The sequence below is a fragment of the Streptomyces sp. NPDC014727 genome, from assembly GCF_043083485.1.
In the GTDB taxonomy this organism is placed as follows: Bacteria; Actinomycetota; Actinomycetes; order Streptomycetales; family Streptomycetaceae; genus Streptomyces.
Window position 1 is genome coordinate 282,419 of the sequence record NZ_JBIBYR010000001.1, and the last position, 23,588, is coordinate 306,006.

The window sequence follows — 23,588 nt, forward strand, 5'->3', positions numbered from 1 at the left end:
GCTGGATGGTGTGTGGGCGGCGAGCAGGAGAGCGTGGAATGACGACGGTGCCGGGACGCAGGAGCAGTACGTTCACCCGACTGCTGCGGCACGGATTCACCGACCCCTCGGCCGCCGAGCGCCTCCTCGATCTGCCCGTGCTGTCGTCCGTACGCTCCGATCCGGTGCTGCTCGACGCCCTCGGTGCCACCGCGGACCCCGATCTGGCGCTGCGCGGGGTCGTCCGGCTGGTGGAGTCCGAGGAGCCGGACGAGCGGCAGATCCTGCTGGACACCCTCGTCACCGCCAAACCGCTGCGGGACCGGCTGCTCGGAGTGCTCGGGGCGTCCGAGGCGCTCGGCGACCATCTGGCCCGCCACCCCCGCGACTGGCACGCGCTCGTCACCTACGAGGCCACCGACCTGCACCCCGGGGTGCACGAATTCGAGCAGGAGCTCGCCGGAGCCGATGACCCCGACTCGCTGCGCGTCGCCTACCGCCGGTGCCTGCTGGCCATAGCGGCCCGCGACGTGTGCGGTACGACGGACGTCGCCGAGGCCGCCGCCGAACTGGCCGATCTGGCCACGGCGACCCTGCGGGCGGCGCTCGCCATCGCCCGAACGGCCGCACCCGGCGACGCCGCCCTGTGCCGGCTCGCCGTCATCGCGATGGGCAAGTGCGGCGGGCACGAGCTGAACTATGTCTCCGATGTCGACGTCATCTTCGTCATGGAACCGGCCGACGGCGTCGAGGAGAGCGCGGCCGTGCAGGCCGCCACCCGGCTGGCCGCACACATGATGCGGATCTGCTCCGACACGACCGTCGAGGGCACCATCTGGCCCGTCGACGCCAACCTCCGCCCCGAGGGCCGCAACGGGCCCCTCGTCCGGACGTTGTCCTCGCATCTCGCGTACTACCAGCGCTGGGCCAAGACCTGGGAGTTCCAGGCGCTCCTCAAGGCCCGGCCGGTGGCCGGCGATCCCGAACTGGGCGCGGAGTACGTCGAGGCCGTCTCGCCGCTCGTATGGCAGGCCGCGGACCGCGAGAACTTCGTCGCCGACGTGCAGAAGATGCGCCGACGCGTCGTCGACAACATCCCCGCCGACCGCGTCGACCGCGAGATCAAGCTCGGTCCCGGCGGGCTGCGGGACGTCGAATTCGCCGTACAGCTGCTCCAGTTGGTGCACGGCCGCAGCGACGCCACGCTGCGCAGCGGCTCCACCCTGGAGGCGCTTCGGGCGCTCGCCGCGGGCGGCTACGTGGGACGCGTGGACGCCACGCAACTGGACGACGCGTACCGCTTCCTGCGCGCCTTGGAGCACCGGATCCAGCTCTACCGGCTGCGCCGTACCCATCTGGTCCCGGAGGACGAGCGGGATCTGCGACGGCTCGGGCGCTCCCTGGGGATGCGCACGGACCCGATCACCGAGCTCAACCAGGCCTGGAAGCGGCACGCCTCCGTGGTGCGGCGGCTGCACGAGAAGCTGTTCTACCGGCCGCTGCTCGATGCCGTCGCCCAGCTCGCGCCCGGCGAGACCCGGCTCAGTGCCCAGGCGGCCGGGCACCGGCTCGAAGCCCTCGGATACGCCGACCCGGCCGCCGCGCTGCGGCACCTGGAGGCGCTGTCGTCCGGGGTCTCCCGCAAGGCCGCCATCCAGCGCACCCTGCTGCCCGTGCTGCTCGGCTGGTTCGCGGACTCCGCCGACCCGGACGCCGGACTGCTGGGCTTCCGCAAGGTGTCCGACGCGCTCGGCAAGACCCCCTGGTACCTGCGGCTGCTGCGGGACGAGGGCGCGGCCGCCGAGAATCTCGCCCGGGTGCTGTCGGCCGGCCGGCTCGCCCCCGACCTGTTGCTGCGCGCCCCCGAGGCGGTGGCGCTGCTCGGCGATCCGCAGGGACTGAAGCCGCGCAGCCGGGGGCACCTGGAACAGGAGGTGCTGGCCGCGGTGGGGCGAGCGGAGGATGCCGAATCCGCCGTCGCCGTGGTGCGCGGAGTGCGGCGGCGGGAGCTGTTCCGGACCACGGCCGCGGACCTCATCGGCTCGTACGGTACGGAGGAGCGCCCCGCCGAGGAGGATCCCGGGGCCCTCGTCGACCGGGTCGGCAGTGCCGTCACCGATCTGAACGCCGTCACGATCGCGGGCGCCCTGCGCGCCGCCGTGCGCGAACGGTGGGGGGACACCCTCCCCACTCGGTTCGCCGTCATCGGCGTGGGCCGATTCGGCGGGCACGAGCTCGGATACGGCTCCGACGCCGATGTGCTGTTCGTCCACTCACCGCGCGAGGGCGTGGACGAGCACGAGGCGGCGCAGGCCGCGAACGCGGTGGTCGCCGAGGTGCGGAGACTGCTGCAACTGCCCACCGCCGACCCGCCGTTGATCATCGACGCGGATCTGCGGCCGGAGGGCAAGAACGGACCCCTGGTGCGTACGCTGCGTTCGTACGAGGCCTACTACCGGCGCTGGTCGCTGGTCTGGGAGAGTCAGGCGCTGCTGCGCGCCGAACCGGTGGCGGGCGACGAGGAACTCGGCCGTGGGTTCATCGAGTTGATCGATCCGCTGCGCTACCCGATGGAGGGTCTCGGGGAGGACGCGATCCGCGAGATCCGCCGCCTGAAGGCCCGGATGGAGTCCGAACGGCTGCCGCGCGGCGCGGACCCGACGCTCCACACCAAGCTGGGGCGCGGCGGGCTGAGCGACGTCGAGTGGACGGTCCAGCTGATGCAGATGCAGCACGGCTGGGTGGAACCGGGGCTGCGCACGACGCGCACCCGCGAGGCGCTGGCCGCGGCGTGCGCGGCGGAGCTGATCCCGGTCGAGGACGCGCAGACGCTGGACGAGGCCTGGGTGCTGGCGACGCGCGTCCGCAACGCGGTGATGCTGGTACGGGGGCGGCCGGGCGACACGTTTCCGTCCGGACCACGTGAACTCACCGCGGTGGGGCGGTATCTGGGGTATGAGCCTGGGCATGTCGGGGACATGCTGGACGACTACCGGCGGATCACGCGACGGGCGCGGGCGGTGGTGGAGGAGCGGTTCTACGGGGCGTGAGGGGGTACTGCGCGGGGCTTTCGAAGGCCGCGCCCCGGGAAGGCCCGGTGCTCAGTCGGCGGACGGGCTCGACGCGTCCTCGTCCAGCAGCGCGCGGCAGTGCCCGATGAAGGCCCCCAGCGCCAGTTCGAACGCCGCGTCCGCCCGGCCCGTCCCCACCGCGGCCAGCGCCTCGGCGAGGCGGGGTGTCGTGCTGTCGTCCGGCAGTTCCCACATCGTCTCCGGCGCCGCCAGATCCAGCGCGGAGCCGAGGACCAGGTTCTCCAGGGCGGTGATCACCGTCATCACCTCGGCCATGGCGAAGCCGACGCCCAGCAGCAGCCGTACCGCGCGCTCGTACTGTTCCAGGACCTTCGGGGCGCGCACCGGTGACGTGGTCAGCAGCGGGATCGCCTGCGGGTGGGCGGCGAACGCGGCACGGTAGGAACGGGCCCAGGCCGTCATCGCCGCGTCCCACGGCTCCACGTCGAGGGTCGCGGAGTCGATCGCCGAACAGACGCGCTCCCGGACGAGCTCGACGACTCCGCCTCTTCCGTCCACATGGTGGTAGACCGACCCGGTCTGTACCCCGAGTCGCCGGGCTATCTGCGGGACGCTGAACTCGCCCTGCTCATCGATGAGTTCGAGCGCCGTGGCGGTGATGCGCTCCCGGTCGAGCAGCGGCGTGCGCGGCCGTCCCATGTGCCGTTCTCCTGACGTATGCCTGCGGGCAAGTCTGCTGAAAGGTCTTCCCGGATGCCCATGGGCGAGGCTACATTGCCAAAACCGAAAGCCTTTAGGTTTCTGGTTCCCGGTCCCTGCCCCGCCAGTCGCAGAAGGGCTTCCTTTCGTATGTCCGCGCTCACCCTCAGGAGAGGCACCCTCGGCACCGCCGACATCGCCTTCTTCGTCGTCTCGGCCGCCGCACCGCTCACGGTGATGGCCGGGGTCGCCCCCATCGCCATCCTGCTCGGCGGCATCGGCGCCCCCGTCGGCTATCTGCTGGCGGGCATCACCCTCGCGGTCTTCGCGGTCGGGTTCACCACGATGAGCCGCCATGTCCGCAGCGCAGGCGCGTTCTACGCGTACATCACCCGAGGGATGGGCCGCCCCCTCGGCATCGCCGCCGCCCTGCTGGCGATGCTCGGCTACAACGGCATGGAGATCGGCGTCTACGGGCTCCTCGGCTCGGCCACCGCCGACACGGCCCAGGCCCTGTGGGGCATCGACATCCCCTGGTTGCCGGTCTCCCTGGCCGGGCTGCTGCTCATCTGGTACGGAGGCTTCCGCTCCATCGACTTCGGCGCCAAGGTCCTCGGGGTGCTGCTCGTCGCCGAGACCGGCATCCTCGTGCTGCTCGCGGGCGGTGTGCTGCTGGACGGCGGAGCCGACGGGATCTCGCTCGCCTCGTTCACGGCCGGCCATGTCTTCGTACCGGGCATGGCAGCCGTACTGGCCTGCGCCTTCGCCGCGTTCACCGGGTTCGAGTCCACGGTGATCTACCGGCGCGAGGCGCGGAACCCGGACCGTACCGTGCCGCGCGCCACCTACATCGCCGTCGCGTTCCTCGGGCTCTTCTACTCGTTCATCGTCTGGACCGTCATCCAGGCCTTCGGCGACGCCCAGGTCGTCAAGGCCGCCGCCACCGACCCGGGCGGGCTGTTCTTCTCCGCGATCACCCACTACGTCGGCGGCTGGGCCGCGGACCTGATGCACATCCTCATCGTCACCAGCGTGCTCGCCTCGCTGCTGGCCTTCCACAACGCCATCAACCGCTACGGGCTCGCGCTCGCCGAGGAGGGGGTGCTGCCCGCCGCCCTCGGCCGCGTCCACCCCCGGCACCGTTCCCCGTACGTGGCCGGCGTGGCCCAGTCCGTGCTCGGCGCCGTGATCGTCATCGGCTTCGCGGCGGCCGGCGCCGACCCGTACGCGCAACTGCTGCTCTGGGTCAACACCCCGGGAATGATCGGCCTGATGGCGCTGCAACTGCTCGCCGCGATCGCCGTGCCGCTCTACTTCCGGCGGTTCGACCACAGCGAGGGCAGGCTCCGCACCGTCGTCGCGCCGGTTGTCGCGACCGTACTGCTCGCCGCCGCGATCGTGCTGGTCACGGACAACGTCGACCTGTTCTCCGGGGCCTCGACCGGTGTGAACGTCGTGCTCGTCTCGCTGGTGCCCGCGGTCTTCCTGATCGGGCTCGGACTCGCGTACCGGCTGAAGCGCACCAGACCCGAGGTGTACGCCCGGTTCGCGGCCGAGCCGTCGCCGCCGGGAGAGGACGGGGCCGCGACCGACCCCGACCCCACCACGCCCGCCTCCCTCACCGTCTAAGGAGTCCCACCGTGCCCGCAGCCGATCTCCTCCTCACCGGAGCCCATGTCCGCACCCTCGACCCGGCCCGGCCCGAGGCCACCGCCGTGGCGGTCAGGGACGGGGTGATCGCCGCCGTCGGCGACGAGGCCGGGCTGCGCGAGTGGCGCGGTACCGGCACCGAGCGCATCGACCTGGCGGGGGCCACCCTCACGCCAGGCCTGGTCGACGCGCACAGCCACCCCGTCTGGGGTCTGGAGATGGCCAACGGCGCCGACCTCACCGCCGTCCGCGACCTCGACCAGCTGCGCGCCGCACTCGCCGGGGCCGAACGGACCGAGGGCTGGGTCATCGCCTGGGGGCTGGACCACAACGCCTTCGGCGGCCGGCCCGTCGACCGTGCCCTCATCGAAGACGCCGTCGGCGGCGCCCCCGCCTTCATCCGGCTCTACGACGGACACTCCGCGCTGGTCAGCGGCGCGGCCCTGGAACGCGCCGGAATCACGGGCACCCGCGCCTTCGCCCAGCGCTCCGCCGTCGTGTGCGACCCCGACGGGCGTCCCACCGGCCATCTCGTCGAGCACGCCGCGATGGATCTGGTCGCCGAACGGCTGCCCAGGCCCTCGTCCGCCGAGCGCCGCGGCCGGCTCGTGGAACTCCTCTCCGAAATGGCCGCCACCGGCCTCACCGGGGCCCATGTGATGGACCTCGGCGACGGTTCCGTACCCGAGCTGCTGGCCGGCGTGGAGGAGCGGACGGATCTGCCGGTACGGCTCCGGCTGGCCCCCTGGTGCATGCCGGGAGCCGACAAGGAAGCCCTGGACGAGTTGGTACGGGTGCAGAGCGAGGCAGGCCGGCTCTGGCGGGTCGGCGGCGTGAAGTTCTTCATGGACGGCACCGTCGAGGGCGGAACCGCGTGGCTGGAGCATGCCGACTGCCACGGGGAGGGCACCGAGGCGTTCTGGCCGGACCCGGCGGCGTACACCGCGGCCGTGCACCATCTGCACCGTGCCGGGGTGAGGACCGCCACGCACGCCATCGGGGACGCGGCCGTCCGGCATGTGCTGGACACGGTTCAGGCGCTGGGGGAGAGCGGCCGGCTCCGCCACCGCGTCGAGCACATCGAGACCGTGCCGAACGGTCTGGCGGCCAGGTTCGCCTCACTGGGGGTGATCGCCTCCATGCAGCCCACACACACCGCGTACACGCGTGCCGACCACACCGACGAGTGGTCGAAGCGGCTCGGCGACGAGCGGGCCGGGCAGGCCTGGCGCTGCCGGGACCTGCGGGACGCCGGGGCGTACCTGGCACTGGGCTCGGACTGGCCGATCGCCCATTACGACGTACGGCAGGTGCTGGCCACGGCCCGGCTGCGCCGGCTGCCCGGGGCGTACGACACCGAACCGGTCACCGCCGAGCAGGCGCTGACCGGGCTGATGGCGCTGGAGGGCTGCACCTCGCACGCGGCGGTCGCCGCCGGGGAGCAGGGGGTCGCGGGGCGCATCGCCGTGGGGTACCGGGCCGACCTGACGGCGCTCGGGGTGGACCCGGTGGCCGCCCCGGCGGACGAGCTGGGGGAGGCGCCGGTGCGGCTCACGGTGTGCGGGGGGCGTGTGGTGCACCGGGGGTGAGGCGGTGGGGGAGCGGGCCCGCCGGGCGCCTGCTCCCCGATGGTCTCCGTACCGGCCTCGGTCCTCGGGCCGGCCGGCCGGTGCTTCAGCGGCGCACCGTCGCGTCCGCCGTCGGACGCGACGTCCGGACCGACGTGCCCGTGGACAGGCCGGCCGGCCGCAGCCTCCCCCGTGTCGGCGGCACCCGTTTGGGGAGATGGTGCGGCAGCGAGCCGTGCCAGGCGTGTGCGACCGCGTAACCGAGGACCAGACACGTCATGCCGCCCAGCGCGTCCAGCCAGAAGTGGTTGGCCGTCGACACGATCACGAGCAGGGTGACCGCCGGGTAGAGCAGACCCAGGACGCGGGCCCAGGGGGCGGAGACCAGCGCGAAGACGGTAAGGCCGCACCAGAGCGACCAGCCGATGTGCATCGAGGGCATGGCCGCGTACTGGTTCGACATGTTCTTGAAATTGCCCGAGGCCATCGAACCCCAGGTGTGATGGGCCAGGACGGTGTCGATGAAATGGCCGCCGTTCATCAGGCGGGGCGGTGCCAGTGGAAACAGGTAGTAACCGAGCAACGCCACGGCCGTGGTCGCGAACAGGGCCAGCCGGGCCGCCGCGTACCGGCCGGGGTGACGATGGAACAGCCACACCAGCACGCAGACGGTGACGACGAAGTGCAGCGTCGCGTAGTAGTAGTTCATCGACACGATCAGCCATGTCACGGAATTCACCGCGTGGTTGACGGTCTGTTCCACGGCGATGCCCAGAGAGGTCTCGACCGACCAGATCCGGTCGGCGTTGCGCAGAGCCTCGGCCTTCTGCTCCGGGACGGCGTTGCGCACCAGCGAGTACACCCAGTAACTGGCCGCGACGAGCAGGATTTCGAACCAGATGCGCGGCCGGCGAGGGCATCGCAGGGAACGCAGTCTCGCCAGGCCGCTGTCGCGCCGCCTGGCGTTCCGCTTCGCGTGAGCCGCAGGGGCCGCCTCGTCCACGATGGGTGACGGGGTGGCCTCCGACGGGCCTTCCTGTGACGTCACACTCAATTCACCCATAGGCACAGAGTCTGCCAGAAATGTTCCTCCCGCCCGATCATCCGCCGCTCGGGAACGGGCCGCACATCTGACCGCCGGAACCAGGGAGTCCGCGCCCGGACTGCGGGCTAGGAGCGGGCGTGCGATCCTGGAACGGTTCCGGCCGCGGCGGTCGGAGCGGGTCCGGGGCCTGCGGCCGTTGAGCCGCGAACGACCAGCTCCGGCATGAAGACGAACTCGCTGTGCGGAGCGGGTGTCCCGCCGATCTCCTCAAGGAGGGTGCGGACGGCGGCCTGGCCCATCGCCGTCACCGGCTGACGGATCGTGGTGAGCGGCGGATCGGTGAACGCTATGAGCGGCGAGTCGTCGAAGCCGACCACCGACAGATCACGCGGTACCTCCAGCGACAGCCGCCGGGCCGCCCTGATCGCACCGAGCGCCATCATGTCGCTCGCGCACACCACCGCCGTGCAGCCCCGCTCCATCAGCGCCGACGCGGCGGCCTGACCACCCTCCAGGGTGAACAGCGAGTGCTGGATCAGCTCCTCCACCGCGTCCGGAGCGAGGTTCAACTGCTCCTGCACGGTGGAACGGAAGCCCTCGATCTTGCGCAGGACCGGCACGAACCGCTTGGGCCCGACCGCCAGGCCGATCCGCTGATGGCCCAGCGACACCAGATGCGTCACCGCGAGCCGCATGGCGGCCCGGTCGTCCGGTGAGATGAACGGCGCCTGCACCTTGGGGGAGAAGCCGTTGACCAGGACGAACGGGACGCCCTGGGCGCGCAGTTGCTCGTAGCGCTGCATATCGGCCGAGGTGTCGGCGTGCAGCCCGGAGACGAAGATGATGCCCGAGACGCCGCGGTCGACCAGCATCTCGGTCAGCTCGTCCTCGGTGGAGCCGCCGGGGGTCTGGGTGGCCAGCACCGGGGTGTAGCCCTGCCGGGTCAGCGCCTGGCCGATGACCTGGGCCAGCGCCGGGAAGATGGGGTTCTCCAGCTCGGGCGTGATCAGCCCGACCAGCCCCGCGCTGCGCCTGCGCAGCCGTACCGGCCGTTCGTAGCCGAGAACGTCGAGCGCGGCGAGAACGGATTCACGGGTGGCCGCTGCAACACCGGGCTTGCCGTTCAGTACGCGGCTGACCGTCGCTTCGCTGACCCCCGCCTGAGTTGCGATATCGGCAAGCCGTGCGGTCATGGAAGTGGACTGTACCGGGCGTATGTCGGATTGCCCACCATCCGCAGGAATCGGGCGGCCGCAACCGACCGCCGGTCCGGGAGGGCGCCGCGGCAACTTCTTGCAAAGCCTTGCGGGCCCGGTTTGCCGACTGCGGTCAGATCGTCGCACCACGGGTTCACGGGCTGTGGCCTGCCTCTGTCAGGGATCGACTGCTCCCGTCAAGAGGCTTGACGGCAACCGTGAGGACACGCGAATGTAACGATCGTCGAAGCTTGCAGAAATCTTCCGCAAACTCTTTCGGCGTTCTTTCATCCTTGTTACGTTCACGTCGACCCGGCGCCGCGACGGAGCGGTACGGCAGTTGAAGGAGTTCAGATGCGACGTGGCATAACGGCCACCGCCCTGGTCGCGGCCCTGGCGCTCGCGGCGACCGCCTGCGGCAGCGACAGCGAGTCCGACGGCACGAGCAAGAGCTCGGGCGAGCTCTCCGGCACGGTGACGTGGTGGGACACCTCCACCGTGGGCAGCGAGGACAAGGTCTTCAAGAAGATCGCCGAGGACTTCACCAAGCAGCACCCGAAGGTCCACGTCAAGTACGTCAACGTGCCCTTCGGCGACGCGCAGAACAAGTTCAAGAACGCGGCCCAGTCCGGCTCCGACGCTCCCGACGTCATCCGCTCCGAGGTCGCCTGGACCCCCGAGTTCGCGGACCTCGACTACCTGGCCCCGCTCGACGGCACCGCCGCGCTGAAGAACCCGGACGACTTCCTGAAGCAGGCCGCCGCGTCCACCAAGTACAACGGCAAGACGTACGCGGTGCCGCAGGTCATCGACTCCATGGGCATCTTCTACAACAAGAAGATCTTCAAGGAGGCCGGCGTCGAGGTCCCCAAGACCCTCGACGAGCTGAAGACCGTCTCCAAGAAAATCAAGGAGAAGACCGGCAAGACCGGCATGTACCTGCGCGGCGACGACGCGTACTGGTTCCTCTCCTTCCTCTACGGCGAGGGCGGCGACATGGTCGACGCCTCCACCAAGTCCGTCACCATCGACAACCCCGAGGGCGTCAAGGCGATGAAGGTCGTCAAGGACCTCGTCGACTCCGGTGCGGCCAAGACCGATGCCACGGACGGCTGGGAGAACATGCAGACGTCCTTCAAGGACGGCAAGGTCGCCATGATGATCAACGGCCCGTGGGCCGTCGCCGACACCTACGCCGGCAAGGAGTTCAAGGACAAGGCCAACCTGGGCATCGCCCCGGTCCCGGCCGGTTCCGCCGCGCAGGGCGCCCCGCAGGGCGGGCACAACCTGGCCGTCTACGCGGGCTCCAAGAACCTCGACGCCTCCTACGCGTTCGTCGACTACATGACGTCCGCGGACACCCAGGCCAAGGTCACCAAGGAGCTGAGCCTCCTGCCGACCCGTACCTCCGCCTACGCCAAGCAGGACGTCGTCGACAACGAGATCGTCGGCTTCTTCAAGCCCGTCGTCGAGACCGCCGTCGAGCGCCCCTGGATCCCGGAGACCGGCAGCCTCTTCGCGCCGCTCGTCACCGAGTACACCAAGGTCCTCACCGGCCAGACCACGCCGGAGAAGGCCGTCAAGACGACCGGCGACTCCTACCGCAAGCTCCTCAAGGGCTGGAAGTAACAGGAAGGCAGGCCGGCTGATGGCTGTCCACACCAGCCAGTCGGTGGCGAAGGCCGCGGGCGACGACGTCGCCCGCGGCCGGAGCCGCGGTACTGGCAACCCCCCGCCGCCGAGCAGGCTCCGGCGGGCCCTGTCGACCCACTGGTACGCGTGGACCATGGTCGCCCCGGTCGTCGTCGTGATCGGCGTGATCATCGGCTATCCGCTGGTCCGCGGCATCTACCTGTCGATGACCGACGCCAACGAGCGCAACGTCGCCCGGTCCATCGGGGTCAACCACTCGCCCGCCACGTACAAGTTCGTGGGTCTGGACAACTACACCGAGGCGCTCACGGGCGACCAGTTCCTCGGCACGCTCGGCTGGACCCTGGTGTGGACGGTCTCCTGCGTGGCCATCACCTTCTCCCTCGGCATGGCTCTCGCCAACATCCTCAATCGCCGGATCGCCGGGCGCTCCGCGTACCGGATGGCGCTGATCCTGCCCTGGGCCATCCCCGGCTTCGTCTCCGTCTTCGCCTGGCGCTTCCTCTACAACGAGGACCGCGGGCTGCTCAACAAGATCCTCTCCGGCGGCGGGATCGACGCCGTCCCGTGGCTGAACGACCCCACCTGGGCGAAGTTCTCCGTCATCGCCGTCAACGTCTGGCTCGGCGTGCCGTTCATGATGGTCGCCCTGCTCGGCGGACTGCAGTCGATCCCCAGCGAGCACTACGAGGCCGCGGAGATGGACGGCGCCACCGCCTGGCAGCGGTTCCGCCACATCACGCTGCCCGGACTGCGGCCGGTCTCCACCACGGTGATCCTGCTCTCCACCATCTGGACCTTCAACATGTTCCCGGTGATCTTCCTGCTGACCCGCGGCGGACCCGGTGAGGCCACCCAGATCCTGGTCACCCAGGCGTACAAGTTCTCCTTCGAGATCAGCCCGCGCGACTTCGCGCAGTCCTCCACCTGGGGCGTACTGATCCTCGTACTCCTGCTGATCTTCGCCGCCGTCTACCGGCGAGTCCTGCGCACCCAGGGAGACGACTGGTGACCACCGCCCCCGCAACCACCGCCCCGGCGACGCCCGCACGGCGCTCCGTGCGCAAGGTCCGGCTGCGCGGGGAGCGTTCGCCGATCGCCTCCGTCGCGCTGCACCTCACGCTGATCGCCGCGTCCGTGATCGCCGTCTTCCCCGTGCTGTGGGTCCTGCTCACCTCGCTGAAGCCCGCCGCGTACGCGACCACCACGGACTTCTTCAAAGAGACGACGTTCGAGAATTACACGAACCTGATCCAGAACACGAAGTTCCTGACCTGGTTCGGCAACTCCCTGCTCATCGCGGGGCTCACCACACTTCTCGGCGTCATCGTCTCCGCCTCCACCGGCTACGCCGTCAGCCGCTTCCGCTTCCCGGGCAAGCGCGGGCTGATGTGGACGCTGCTGATCACCCAGATGTTCCCGGTCGCCGTCCTCATCGTGCCGATCTACAACATCATGGCCGGCATGGGGCTGCTGAATCAGCCCGCCGGCCTCGTCATCACCTACCTCACCATCTCGGTGCCGTTCTGCGCCTGGATGATGAAGGGCTTCTTCGACACCATTCCGCGCGAGATCGACGAGTCGGGCCAGGTCGACGGCCTCACCCCGTTCGGTACGTTCTGGCGGCTCATCCTGCCGCTCGCCAAGCCCGGCCTCGCCGTCACCGCGTTCTACTCCTTCATCACCGCGTGGGGCGAAGTGGCGTACGCCTCCGCCTTCATGGTCGGCGAGGACAACCTCACCCTCGCGGGCGGACTGCAGCTCTTCGTCAACCAGTACGGAGCCCAGTGGGGAGCGATGACCGCCGCGTCCGTGCTGATCGCGATACCCGCGGCCCTCGTCTTCCTCTTCGCCCAGCGCCATCTGGTCACCGGCATGTCCGCCGGAGCTGTCAAGGGCTGACGCGGCCCGCCCCGTACGACCCGCACGCACCAAGTCACGGCGTCCGCCGGCACCTCGGGGAAACACCTTCCCCACCGCAACCGACCACGCCCCCGGCACGGGCCGACCCCGTGCCGGGGTGATCGCCGGAATCCCGACCCGGTCCGGCGACGCTCCCCACCCCAGACACCCCAGGGACGACATGACCCAGCACCTCGCTGCCCCCTCCACCGGCACGTCCGCCGACGCTCCGGCCCACCAGACCGGCTGGTGGCAGGACGCGGTGATCTACCAGGTCTATCCGCGGAGCTTCGCCGACGGCAACGGCGACGGCATGGGCGATCTCGCAGGCGTACGCGGCAGACTCCAGCACCTCAAGGACCTCGGTGTGGACGCGGTCTGGCTCAGCCCGTTCTACGCGTCCCCGCAGGCAGACGCGGGTTACGACGTCGCCGACTACCGTGCCATCGACCCCATGTTCGGCACCCTGCTGGACGCCGACGCGCTGATCCGGGACGCCCACGACCTGGGCCTGCGGATCATCGTGGACCTGGTGCCCAACCACTCCTCCGACCAGCACGAGTGGTTCAAGCGCGCCCTCGCCGAGGGCCCCGGCTCCGCGCTGCGCGAGCGCTACCACTTCCGCCCCGGCAGGGGCGAGGACGGCGAACTCCCGCCCAACGACTGGGAGTCCATCTTCGGCGGCCCCGCCTGGACGCGGACCACGAACCCGGACGGCACGCCGGGCGACTGGTACCTCCACCTGTTCGCGCCCGAGCAGCCCGACTTCAACTGGGAACACCCGGCCGTCGCCGACGAGTTCCGCTCGATCCTGCGCTTCTGGCTCGACATGGGCGTCGACGGCTTCCGGGTCGACGTCGCCCACGGCCTCGTCAAGGCCGAGGGCCTGCCCGACCTCGGCACCCACGACCAGCTGAAGCTGCTCGGCAACGACGTCATGCCGTTCTTCGACCAGGACGGGGTCCACGAGATCTACCGCTCCTGGCGCACCATCCTCGACGAGTACCCCGCGAAGAGGGGGCCCGGAGGGCCTGCGTCGGAACGCATCCTCGTCGCAGAGGCCTGGACCCCGACCGTCGAGCGCACCGCCAACTACGTGCGCCCCGACGAGATGCATCAGGCGTTCAACTTCCAGTACCTGTCCACCGCCTGGGACGCCGCCGAGCTGCGCAAGGTCATCGACAGCTCGCTCGACGCCATGCGGCCGGTCGGCGCCCCCACCACCTGGGTGCTGTCCAACCACGACGTGACCCGGCACACCACCCGGTTCGCCAACCCGCCCGGCCTCGGCACCCAGATCCGTAACGCCGGCGATCGTGAGCTGGGCCTGCGCCGCGCCCGCGCCGCCACCCTGCTGATGCTGGCGCTGCCCGGCTCGGCGTACGTCTACCAGGGCGAGGAGCTCGGCCTGCCGGATGTCACCGACCTGCCCGACGAGGCCCGCCAGGACCCGTCGTTCTTCCGTGCGGAGGGCCAGGACGGCTTCCGCGACGGCTGCCGCGTCCCGATCCCGTGGACCCGCGACGGCAGCAGTTACGGCTTCGGCAGCGGCGGCAGCTGGCTGCCCCAGCCCGACGGCTGGGGCGAGCTGAGTGTCGAGGCGCAGACGGGTGACGCCGGTTCCACGCTGGAGCTGTACCGGGCCGCGATCGCCGCGCGCCGGGAGCACCCGGGGCTCGGCGCCGGGACCGGGGTGGAGTGGCTCCAGGCCCCCGAGGGGCTGCTGATCTTCGCCCGCCCCGGCTTCGTCTGCACCATCAACACGACGGCCCGCCCGGTGCGCATCCCCGTGCGCGGCACCGTCCTGCTGTCCAGCACCCCCGTCGTCACCGACGGCGCCGAGATCGAGCTGCCCGCGGACACCACGGTGTGGTGGACGGTGTGACGGTTCCCCTGCCCAGGGCCTCTCCTCCGGATCGGGCCGAGCCCGGCAACCTCCGGAAGAAGGGCCCTGGAACCGGCGGTGCGCCGAGACTCTCGGACATCGCCGGCCAGGCGGCGGTCAGCGAGGCGACCGTCAGCCGGGTGCTCAACGGGAAGCCGGGCGTCGCGGACACCACGCGTCAGCGGGTGCTCGCGGCGCTGGACATCCTCGGCTACGAACGCCCCGTACGGCTGCGGCAGCGCAGCGCCGGGCTGATCGGACTGGTGACGCCCGAACTCACCAACCCGATCTTCCCGGCCTTCGCGCAGTCCGTCGAACAGGTACTGGCCGGGCACGGCTACACGCCGGTGCTCTGCACCCAGACCCCCGGCGGCGCCACCGAGGACGAGCTCGTCGAGCAGCTCGTCGAACGCGGCGTGGGCGGGATCGTCTTCCTCTCCGGGCTGCACGCCGACCTGTCGACCGACCCCGCACGGTACGCCGCGCTCACCGAACGCGGCGTACCGTTCGTCCTGATCAACGGCTACAACGAACGGATCAGTGCCCCGTTCGTCTCGCCCGACGACTCCGCCGCCGTGAGGATGGCCGTCGGACACCTCGCCGAACTCGGCCACCGCAGGGTCGGCCTGGCCGTCGGACCACAGCGCTACGTGCCGTCCCGTCGCAAGCGGGAGGGCTTCGTCGAGGCCGCCGTGAACCTGCTGGGCCTGGATCGCGCCGAGGCCGAACTCCTGGTCTGTTCCGCGCTGTTCGGTGTCGAGGGCGGCCAGGTCGCGGCCGGTGCGCTGCTCGACCTGGGGTGCACGGGCATCGTCTGCGGCAGTGATCTGATGGCGCTGGGCGTGGTGCGTGCGGCGCGGGAGCGCGGGCTCGACGTGCCGCGCGACGTGTCGGTGGTGGGCTTCGACGACTCGCAGCTGATCGCGTTCACCGATCCGCCGCTGACGACGGTGCGTCAGCCCGTACAGGCCATGGCGGCGGCCGCGGTGAGCGCCCTGCTGGAGGAGATCGGCGGCAGCCCCGTGCAGCGCACGGAGTACGTGTTCCAGCCGGAGCTGGTGGTACGGGGATCCACCGCGGCGGTCCGCGGCCTCTGAGGCCCGGCCCGGAGGCGTCCGGGTGTACGGGATCCGGGTGTACGGGATCCGGGTGTACAGGAGAGGCACCGGGAGTCGGCCCTGAACGGGCCGGCGGGGAGTGAGCGACTCCGGGTGCCTCCCGTGACCGGCCCGGCCGGCCGGGCGCGTGGGGTCCGGGGTCGCCGGAACCCCCGGCCGACCGGACCGGAGTCGGGAGAAACGTAACAGCGTTGCAATGTTTTGCGTAAGGCCTTGCAGTAAGAAAACTGCTGTATTTCGCGGATGTGAGCGGGCGGTGTCCAAAGGGTTGACCGCGGCCGGACAGGATCGTACGGTCTCGGTCGCAGCAAGGTTTGCATGCTTGCAGCAAGAACCTTCAGGAGCCTTGAGGGCAGGGCGCGTTGCCACGTGAGGCTGCACCGTCACCCGCATTTCCCCCACAGCAGGAGGAAGCATGGCACGCAGACCACTGTCCGCGGCGCTCGCTCTGACAGCGGGCGCCGCCGCCCTGGTGGCCCCCACCACGACCGCCCAGGCGTCCACGCCGGGCGACACGGACGTCACAGCCGTCCTCTTCGAGTGGAAGTTCGACTCCGTGGCCAAGGCCTGCACGGACTCCCTCGGTCCGGCCGGCTACGGCTACGTACAGGTCTCGCCGCCCCAGGAGCACATCCAGGGCAGCCAGTGGTGGACCTCGTACCAACCGGTCAGCTACAAGATCGCCGGCCGGCTCGGCGACCGCGCCTCCTTCGCCAACATGATCAGTACCTGCCACGGCGCGGGAGTCAAGGTCGTCGCCGACTCCGTCATCAACCACATGACGGCGGGCTCGGGCACCGGCACCGGCGGATCCTCGTACACCAAGTACAACTACCCCGGTGTGTACTCCGCGCCCGACATGGACGACTGCACGGCGCAGATCAGCAACTACCAGGACCGGGCCGACGTCCAGAACTGTGAACTCGTCGGCCTCGCCGATCTGGACACCGGTGAGGAGTACGTCCGCGGGAGGATCGCCCGATACCTCGACGACCTCCTCTCCCTCGGCGTCGACGGCTTCCGTATCGACGCCGCCAAGCACATGCCCGCCGCCGACCTCGCCAACATCAAGTCGCGGCTGAGCAACCCGAACGCCTACTGGAAGCAGGAGGCGATCCACGGGGCGGGCGAGGCCGTCTCGCCCGACGAGTACACCGGCACCGGGGACGTCCAGGAGTTCCGGTACGCCCGCGGCCTCAAGCAGGTCTTCAACAACGAGAACCTCGCCCACCTGAAGAACTTCGGCGAGGGCTGGGGCTTCATGCCCTCGTCGAAGGCCGCGGTCTTCGTCGACAACCACGACACCGAGCGCGGCGGCGACACGCTGAACTACAAGGACGGCGCCAAGTACACCCTCGCCAGTGTCTTCATGCTGGCCTGGCCGTACGGCTCGCCCGACGTCCACTCCGGCTACGAGTGGTCCGACAAGGACGCCGGTCCGCCCGGCGGCGGCACGGTGAACGCCTGTTACAGCGACGGCTGGAAGTGCCAGCACGCCTGGCGCGAGATCTCCTCCATGGTGGGCTTCCGCAACACCGCCCGCGGCGAGTCGGTCACCGACTGGTGGGACAACGGCGGCGACCAGATCGCGTTCGGCCGCGGCTCCAAGGCGTATGTCGCGATCAACCACGAGGGATCCTCGCTGACCCGTACGTTCCAGACGTCGCTGCCCGCCGGCGACTACTGCGACATCCAGTCCGGCAAGGGCGTCACGGTCGACGGCTCGGGCCGGTTCACCGCGACGCTCGGCGCCGACACAGCCGTCGCACTGCAGGCCAACGCCCGTACCTGCGCGGGCGGCGGCACCACGGACCCCGGTACCGGCACCTCCGGCGCCTCCTTCGGCGTCAACGCCACCACGCAGCTCGGCCAGAACATCTACGTCACCGGCAACCGGTCTGCGCTCGGCAACTGGAACACCGGCAGCGCGCTGAAGCTCGACCCGGCGACGTACCCGGTCTGGAAGCTCGATGTGGACATGCCCGCGGGAACCTCGTTCGAGTACAAGTACCTCCGCAAGGACGCGAGCGGCAACGTCACCTGGGAGAGCGGCGCGAACCGCACCGCGACCGTGCCGTCGTCCGGCAGGGCGACGCTGACGGGCGACGTCTGGCGCAGCTGACGTCTGGCGCACCTGACGTCGATGACCGGTCCGGGGCCCGTCCTCGGCGCCCCGGACCGGCTGGGGAGCGCACCACGGCGAACCCCGCGGAGCGACGCGGCGGAAGGCGGCTCGCCCGAGCCAGCGCCCCGCGCCCCGTGCCCACGCTCGCGGGGCGCGTCCGTGTCGTCCGCCGAGACGCCCTGGTGGGCCCCCGCCCCGCCCAAGCCGCCGCCCGGCGGTCCCGCCCGCCCCGAGATCCCCACCCCGCACACAAGGAGACCTTGCCCGTGTCCCGTTCCACCCTGAGACGGGGAACCGTGGCCGCACTCTGCGCCGCGCTCCTCCCCGTCGTCCCGGCGGCATCCGCGTCCGCCGCGCCGAGACCCCCGGGGCCGCCCTCGGACGCCCGGCTGGCCGCCGAGCCCGCCCGTCACGACCTGACGCGTGAGCAGTTCTACTTCGTCATGCCCGACCGGTTCGCCAACGGGGACACCGCCAACGACCGCGGAAAGCTCACCGGTTCGCGCCTGGAGACCGGCTTCGACCCCACGGACAAGGGCTTCTACCAGGGTGGCGACCTCAAGGGCCTGACCGAGCGGCTCGACTACATCAAGGGCCTCGGCACCACCGCCATCTGGCTCGCCCCGATCTTCAAGAACCGCCCCGTCCAGGGCACCGGCAAGGACGCCTCGGCGGGCTACCACGGCTACTGGATCACCGACTTCACCCAGGTCGATCCGCACTTCGGCACCAACGCCGACCTGTCGAAACTCATCGACAGGGCCCACGGCAAGGGCATGAAGGTCTTCTTCGACGTCATCACCAACCACACCGCGGACACCCTCGACTACGCCGAGAAGACCTACGGCTACCGGCCCAAGGGCGCCTACCCGTACCTGGACCGGGACGGCCGCCCGTTCGACGACGCCAAGGGACTGGCGAAGGTGGACGCGGACTCGTTCCCGTACACCCCGAAGAACACCGGGACCAAGGTCCCGTCCTGGCTCAACGACCCGACGATGTACCACAACCGCGGCGACTCGACCTACGCCGGCGAGTCCACCACGTACGGCGACTTCTCCGGGCTCGACGACCTGTGGACCGAGCGGCCCGAGGTCGTCTCCGGCATGGAGAAGATCTACGAGAAGTGGGTCAGGGACTTCGACATCGACGGCTTCCGGATCGACACCGTCAAACACGTCGACCTGGACTTCTGGACCCGGTGGGCGACGGCGCTGGACGCCTACGCCGCCGAGCACGGCCGCAAGGACTTCTTCATGTTCGGCGAGGTCTACTCCGCCGACACGGCCGTGACCTCGCCCTACGTCACGCGGGGACGGCTCGACGCGACGCTCGACTTCCCGTTCCAGGAAGCGGCCAGGCAGTACGCCTCGCAGGGCGCGCCGGCCTCGAAGCTCGCCGCCGTCCTCGGTGACGACTACCGCTACACCACCGACAAGGCCAACGCCTACGAGCAGGTCACCTTCCTCGGCAACCACGACATGGGGCGCATCGGGTCGTTCCTCAAGCAGGACAACCCGAAGGGGGACGACGCGGAACTCGTCCAGCGGGCCCGGCTCGCCAACGAGCTGATGTTCCTCGGCCGGGGCAACCCCGTCGTCTACTACGGCGACGAGCAGGGCTTCACCGGCGCGGGCGGCGACAAGGACGCCCGCCAGACCATGTTCGCCTCGAAGACCCCCGACTACCTCGACGACGACGAACTGGGCACCGACCGCACCCACGCCTTCGACGCGTACGACACGAGCCACCCCCTGTACCGGAACATCGCCGCGCTCTCCGAGCTGACCAGGAAGAACCCCGCCCTGCGCGACGGCGTCCAGACCGAGCGGTACGCCCAGGGCTCCGTCCACGCGTTCTCCCGCACGGACGCCGGGCAGGGCCGCGAGTACGTCGTCGCCACGAACAACGCCACCGGGCCGCGGACCGTCGAACTTCCCACCGCGTCCGCCGGTATGGACTTCCGCACGCTGTACGGCGGTTCGGGAACCGTCCGCAGCGGCGCGGACCAGAAGATCAGCGTCACCGTGCCCGCCCTGTCCAGCCTCGTCCTGCGCGCCGAGAAGACGATGGGCCGGCCCGCCGCCAAGCCCTCGATCACCCTGAAGGCGCCCGCCGCCGGAGCCACCGGCACCGTCGAGATCTCCGCGGACGTCGACGGCGGACAGCTCAATCGCGTCGTCTTCGCCGCCCAGACGGGCAACGGGAAGTGGGTCACCCTCGGCTCCGCCGACCACGCCCCGTACAAGGTCACCCAGACGGTGGGCGACGAGGCCACCGCCGGAACACCCCTGCGGTACAAGGCCGTTGTCGTCGACCGTGCCGGCCGGACCGCGAGTGCCCTCGCCGCCACCACCGCCGGACAGGCACCCGTCGCCGAGAAGCCCGTCGCCGTCGAACGCGACTACGCCGTCGTCCACTACAGGCGCGCGGACGGCGACTACGACGGCTGGCAACTCAAGGCGGGCGATGAGGCCGCCGCGTTCACCGGGCGCGACGCCTACGGCGCCTTCGCCTGGATCAAACTCGCCGAGGGCGCCTCCTTGCTCCCGTACACCGTGGAGAAGAACGGCACCGCCGACGGTCCGCAGCGCACCGTCGACCTCGCGAGGACCGGACAGGTCTGGATCGAGCAGGACAAGGACGGCCAGGCCGGCGAGGCCCCCGCCGGTGCCTATCCGCCGCAGGACACGACGAAGGCCGTACTGCACTACTACCGGGCCGACGGCGACTACGACGGCTGGGGGCTGCACACCTGGACCGGCGCCAAGAACCCCACCGACTGGGCCAAGCCGCTCCAGCCGGTGAAGAAGGACGCCTCCGGCCTCACCTTCGAGGTGCCGCTCACCGACGGCGCCACCTCGCTCAGCTACATCCTCCACAAGGGCGACGAGAAGGACCTCCCCAGCGACCAGTCGCTCGACCTCGCCACCTACGGGCACGAGGTCTGGATGCTCGGCTCCACCCCCGGCTGTCTGCTGCCGCAGACGGGCGGCGTACCCACGGCCGACCTCACCAAGGCCGAGGCGCAGTGGATCGACGCCGACACCGTCGTGTGGAAGGTGAAGGCCACCGGGGCCACCAGCCAGCAGCTCGTCCACGCACAGGGCGGCGGGATCTCCGTCGTCGACGGGGCGCTCTCCGACGAGGGCCAGTGGCTGCGGCTCACCCCGTCCGCGCTGACCGACGCCCAGAAGGCGAAGTATCCGCACCTCAAGGACTACCCGGCGTTCACCGTCGACGTCCGGGACCGGGACCGGGTGCGCGAGGCGCTGCGTGGCCAGCTGATCGCCACCCAGCGCGCCGCCAACGGCGCCCTGCTCGCCGCCACCGGCGTACAGAGCGCGGGCGTGCTCGACGACCTCTACGGGAAGAACGCGGCCGGCGCCTCGCTCGGCCCGGTCTTCGACCACGGCCGCCCCACGTTGTCCGTCTGGGCGCCCACCGCCCGCACCGTCGCCCTCGAACTCGACGGCCGCACCGTCCCGATGCGCCGCGACGACCGCACCGGCGTGTGGTCCGTCACGGGCACGCAGAAGTGGACGGGAAAGCCCTACCGCTACGTGGTGGACGTCTGGGCACCCACCGTCCAGAAGATGGTCACCAACAAGGTCACCGATCCCTACTCCACCGCCCTGACCACGGACTCGGCACGCAGCCTCGTCGTCGACCTCGACGACCCGGGCCTCGCGCCGAAGGGCTGGTCCGGACTGACGAAGCCCGCCTCCGTCCCCTTGCGGGACGCCCGGATCCAGGAGCTGCACATCCGCGACTTCTCCATCGCGGACCGCACCTCGACCCACCCCGGCGAATACCTCGCCTTCACCGACACCCGCTCCGACGGGATGCGGCACCTCAAGCGGCTCGCCGACGCCGGCACGAACTATGTCCACCTGCTGCCCGCCTTCGACATCGGCACCATCCCCGAGAAGAAGTCCGACCAGCGGAAACCGGCGTGCGACCTGTCCGTGTACGCCCCCGACTCCGAGGAGCAGCAGGCCTGTGTCGCGAAGGCCGCGGCGCGGGACGGCTTCAACTGGGGCTACGACCCGCTGCACTACACCGTCCCGGAGGGCAGTTACGCCTCCGACCCGAACGGCACCCGGCGCACCGTCGAGTTCCGGCAGATGGTCCAGGGGCTGAACGGCGCGGGCCTGCGGACCGTCATGGACGTCGTCTACAACCACACCGTCGCCTCCGGCCAGGACGACAAGTCCGTACTCGACCGGATCGTGCCCGGCTACTACCAGCGGCTGCTGGACGACGGCACCGTCGCCACCTCCACCTGCTGCGCCAACACCGCGCCCGAGAACACCATGATGGGCAAGCTCGTCGTGGACTCGGTCGTCACCTGGGCCAAGGAGTACAAGGTCGACGGCTTCCGCTTCGACCTCATGGGCCACCACCCCAGGGCCAACATCCTCGCCGTCCGCAAGGCGCTGGACGCGCTGACCCCGGCGAAGGACGGCGTCGACGGGAAGAAGATCATCTTGTACGGGGAGGGCTGGAACTTCGGCGAGATCGCCGACGACGCCCGCTTCGTCCAGGCCACCCAGAAGAACATGGCCGGCACCGGCATCGCCACCTTCTCCGACCGGGCCCGCGACGCCGTCCGCGGCGGCAGCCCCTTCGACGAGGACCCCGGCGTGCAGGGCTTCGCCACCGGCCTCTACACCGACCCCAACACCTCGACCGCCAACGGCACCCGGGCCGAACAGAAGGCCCGGCTGCTCCATTACCAGGACCTGATCAAGGTCGGCCTCACCGGCAGCCTCGCCGACTACACCTTCACCGACTCCTCGGGGAAGACCGTCAAGGGGTCCGGCGTCGACTACAACGGCGCCCCCGCCGGATACGCCGCGGCCCCCGGCGACGCCCTCGCCTACGCGGACGCCCACGACAACGAGTCGCTGTACGACGCACTCGCCTTCAAGCTCCCGGCGGGCACCCCGGCGGCGGGCCGGGCCCGCATGCAGGTGCTGGCGATGGCTACGGCCACCCTCTCGCAGGGCCCCTCGCTCTCCCAGGCGGGCACCGACCTGCTGCGCTCCAAGTCCCTGGACCGCAACTCGTACGACAGCGGCGACTGGTTCAACGCCCTGCACTGGGACTGCCGCGACGGCAACGGCTTCGGTCGCGGGCTGCCGCCGGCCGCCGACAACGCGTCCAAGTGGTCCTTCGCGCGGCCGCTGCTGGCGGACGCCGCGCTCAGGCCGGGGTGTGCGCAGATCGACGGCGCGTCGGCCGCCTACCGGGACCTGCTCACCATCCGTGCGACGGAGAAGGACTTCGATCTCGCCACCACCGGACAGGTGCAGTCCGCCCTGTCCTTCCCGCTCTCCGGGAAGGACGAGACGCCCGGGGTGATCACCATGCGGCTCGGCAGGCTGGTGGTCGTCCTCAACGCGGCCCCCGGGACCGAGACCCAGCGGATCGCCGGTCTGGCGGGGAAGCGGTACACCCTGCATCCCGTCCAGGCCGCGGGCGCGGACCCTACCGTGAAGAAGTCCTCTTATGAGCGGAGTTCGGGAAGCTTCACCGTCCCGGGACGCACAGTGGCGGTTTTCTCGCTGAGCTGAGCCGAAACGGTCTACGTTGGGAGGCAGCAGCCGTCCGGGAGTGCCGCAGTACCGCACTTCCGGGCGCGCCCTCCCACTCCCGGCCGGTCCCGGCCCCCTTTCCGGTACGTCAGGTGTCCTCCCATGCCTGACCGTACGGAACCAGGGGCCGGGACCG

General features: G+C 70.5%; 13 protein-coding genes. 10 read left to right on the forward strand and 3 right to left on the reverse strand.

The features are described from left to right. Positions 1-38: 38 nt before the first annotated feature. Complete coding sequence (locus ACF1B9_RS01340; RefSeq protein WP_391741966.1) at positions 39-3,029, forward strand: bifunctional [glutamine synthetase] adenylyltransferase/[glutamine synthetase]-adenylyl-L-tyrosine phosphorylase; 2,991 nt, start codon at positions 39-41, stop codon at positions 3,027-3,029. Between the two features lie 51 nt (positions 3,030-3,080). On the opposite strand, the gene ACF1B9_RS01345 is transcribed toward ACF1B9_RS01340, so the two are convergent. Continuing rightward, positions 3,081-3,710 carry a TetR/AcrR family transcriptional regulator C-terminal domain-containing protein gene (locus ACF1B9_RS01345; protein WP_391741965.1) on the reverse strand — a complete coding sequence of 210 codons (630 nt, stop codon included), beginning with the start codon at positions 3,708-3,710 and terminating at the stop codon, positions 3,081-3,083. A 150-nt stretch (positions 3,711-3,860) separates the two neighbouring features. Here ACF1B9_RS01345 and ACF1B9_RS01350 point away from each other — a divergent pair, with 150 nt between their 5' ends. Both ACF1B9_RS01350 and ACF1B9_RS01355 read left to right on the forward strand, forming a co-directional pair. Further along, positions 3,861-5,339, forward strand: coding sequence for an APC family permease (locus ACF1B9_RS01350; protein WP_391741964.1), 1,479 nt, complete (start codon positions 3,861-3,863; stop codon positions 5,337-5,339). Between the two features lie 11 nt (positions 5,340-5,350). After that, positions 5,351-6,949: an amidohydrolase gene (locus ACF1B9_RS01355; protein WP_391741963.1), complete on the forward strand. Its 1,599-nt coding sequence runs from the start codon at positions 5,351-5,353 to the stop codon at positions 6,947-6,949. An 85-nt stretch (positions 6,950-7,034) separates the two neighbouring features. Here ACF1B9_RS01355 and ACF1B9_RS01360 read toward each other — a convergent pair whose 3' ends face one another. Both ACF1B9_RS01360 and ACF1B9_RS01365 read right to left on the reverse strand, forming a co-directional pair. After that, the gene (locus tag ACF1B9_RS01360; protein ID WP_391742278.1) at positions 7,035-7,931 is read right to left on the reverse strand and encodes a phosphatase PAP2 family protein; all 897 of its coding nucleotides are present in this window, start codon (positions 7,929-7,931) and stop codon (positions 7,035-7,037) included. A gap of 167 nt (positions 7,932-8,098) precedes the next feature. Then, positions 8,099-9,166 carry a LacI family DNA-binding transcriptional regulator gene (locus ACF1B9_RS01365; RefSeq protein WP_351086479.1) on the reverse strand — a complete coding sequence of 356 codons (1,068 nt, stop codon included), beginning with the start codon at positions 9,164-9,166 and terminating at the stop codon, positions 8,099-8,101. Between the two features lie 357 nt (positions 9,167-9,523). Between ACF1B9_RS01365 and ACF1B9_RS01370 the strand changes: the two genes are divergently transcribed. From ACF1B9_RS01370 to pulA, 7 genes are all read left to right on the forward strand, one after another. Beyond that, the gene (locus ACF1B9_RS01370) at positions 9,524-10,798 is read left to right on the forward strand and encodes an extracellular solute-binding protein (protein WP_391741960.1); all 1,275 of its coding nucleotides are present in this window, start codon (positions 9,524-9,526) and stop codon (positions 10,796-10,798) included. A gap of 19 nt (positions 10,799-10,817) precedes the next feature. After that, the gene (locus tag ACF1B9_RS01375) at positions 10,818-11,834 is read left to right on the forward strand and encodes a carbohydrate ABC transporter permease (protein WP_391741959.1); all 1,017 of its coding nucleotides are present in this window, start codon (positions 10,818-10,820) and stop codon (positions 11,832-11,834) included. Beyond that, positions 11,831-12,724, forward strand: a complete 894-nt coding sequence (locus tag ACF1B9_RS01380; RefSeq protein WP_391741957.1) for a sugar ABC transporter permease — start codon at positions 11,831-11,833, stop codon at positions 12,722-12,724. The genes ACF1B9_RS01375 and ACF1B9_RS01380 overlap by 4 nt, the downstream gene beginning before the upstream one ends. Before the next feature lie 181 nt (positions 12,725-12,905). Then, positions 12,906-14,609 (forward strand): glycoside hydrolase family 13 protein, encoded by a 1,704-nt coding sequence (locus ACF1B9_RS01385; protein ID WP_391741955.1) that lies wholly within the window; start codon positions 12,906-12,908, stop codon positions 14,607-14,609. Then, on the forward strand, positions 14,594-15,706 hold the full coding sequence (locus ACF1B9_RS01390; protein ID WP_376282307.1) for a LacI family DNA-binding transcriptional regulator: 1,113 nt from the start codon (positions 14,594-14,596) through the stop codon (positions 15,704-15,706). Before ACF1B9_RS01385 ends, ACF1B9_RS01390 begins: the two co-directional genes overlap by 16 nt. A 436-nt stretch (positions 15,707-16,142) precedes the next feature. After that, complete coding sequence (locus tag ACF1B9_RS01395; RefSeq protein ID WP_391741952.1) at positions 16,143-17,849, forward strand: carbohydrate-binding module family 20 domain-containing protein; 1,707 nt, start codon at positions 16,143-16,145, stop codon at positions 17,847-17,849. 269 nt (positions 17,850-18,118) lie between these two features. Further along, complete coding sequence (gene pulA, locus ACF1B9_RS01400; protein ID WP_391741951.1) at positions 18,119-23,431, forward strand: pullulanase-type alpha-1,6-glucosidase; 5,313 nt, start codon at positions 18,119-18,121, stop codon at positions 23,429-23,431. Positions 23,432-23,588: the final 157 nt, after the last annotated feature.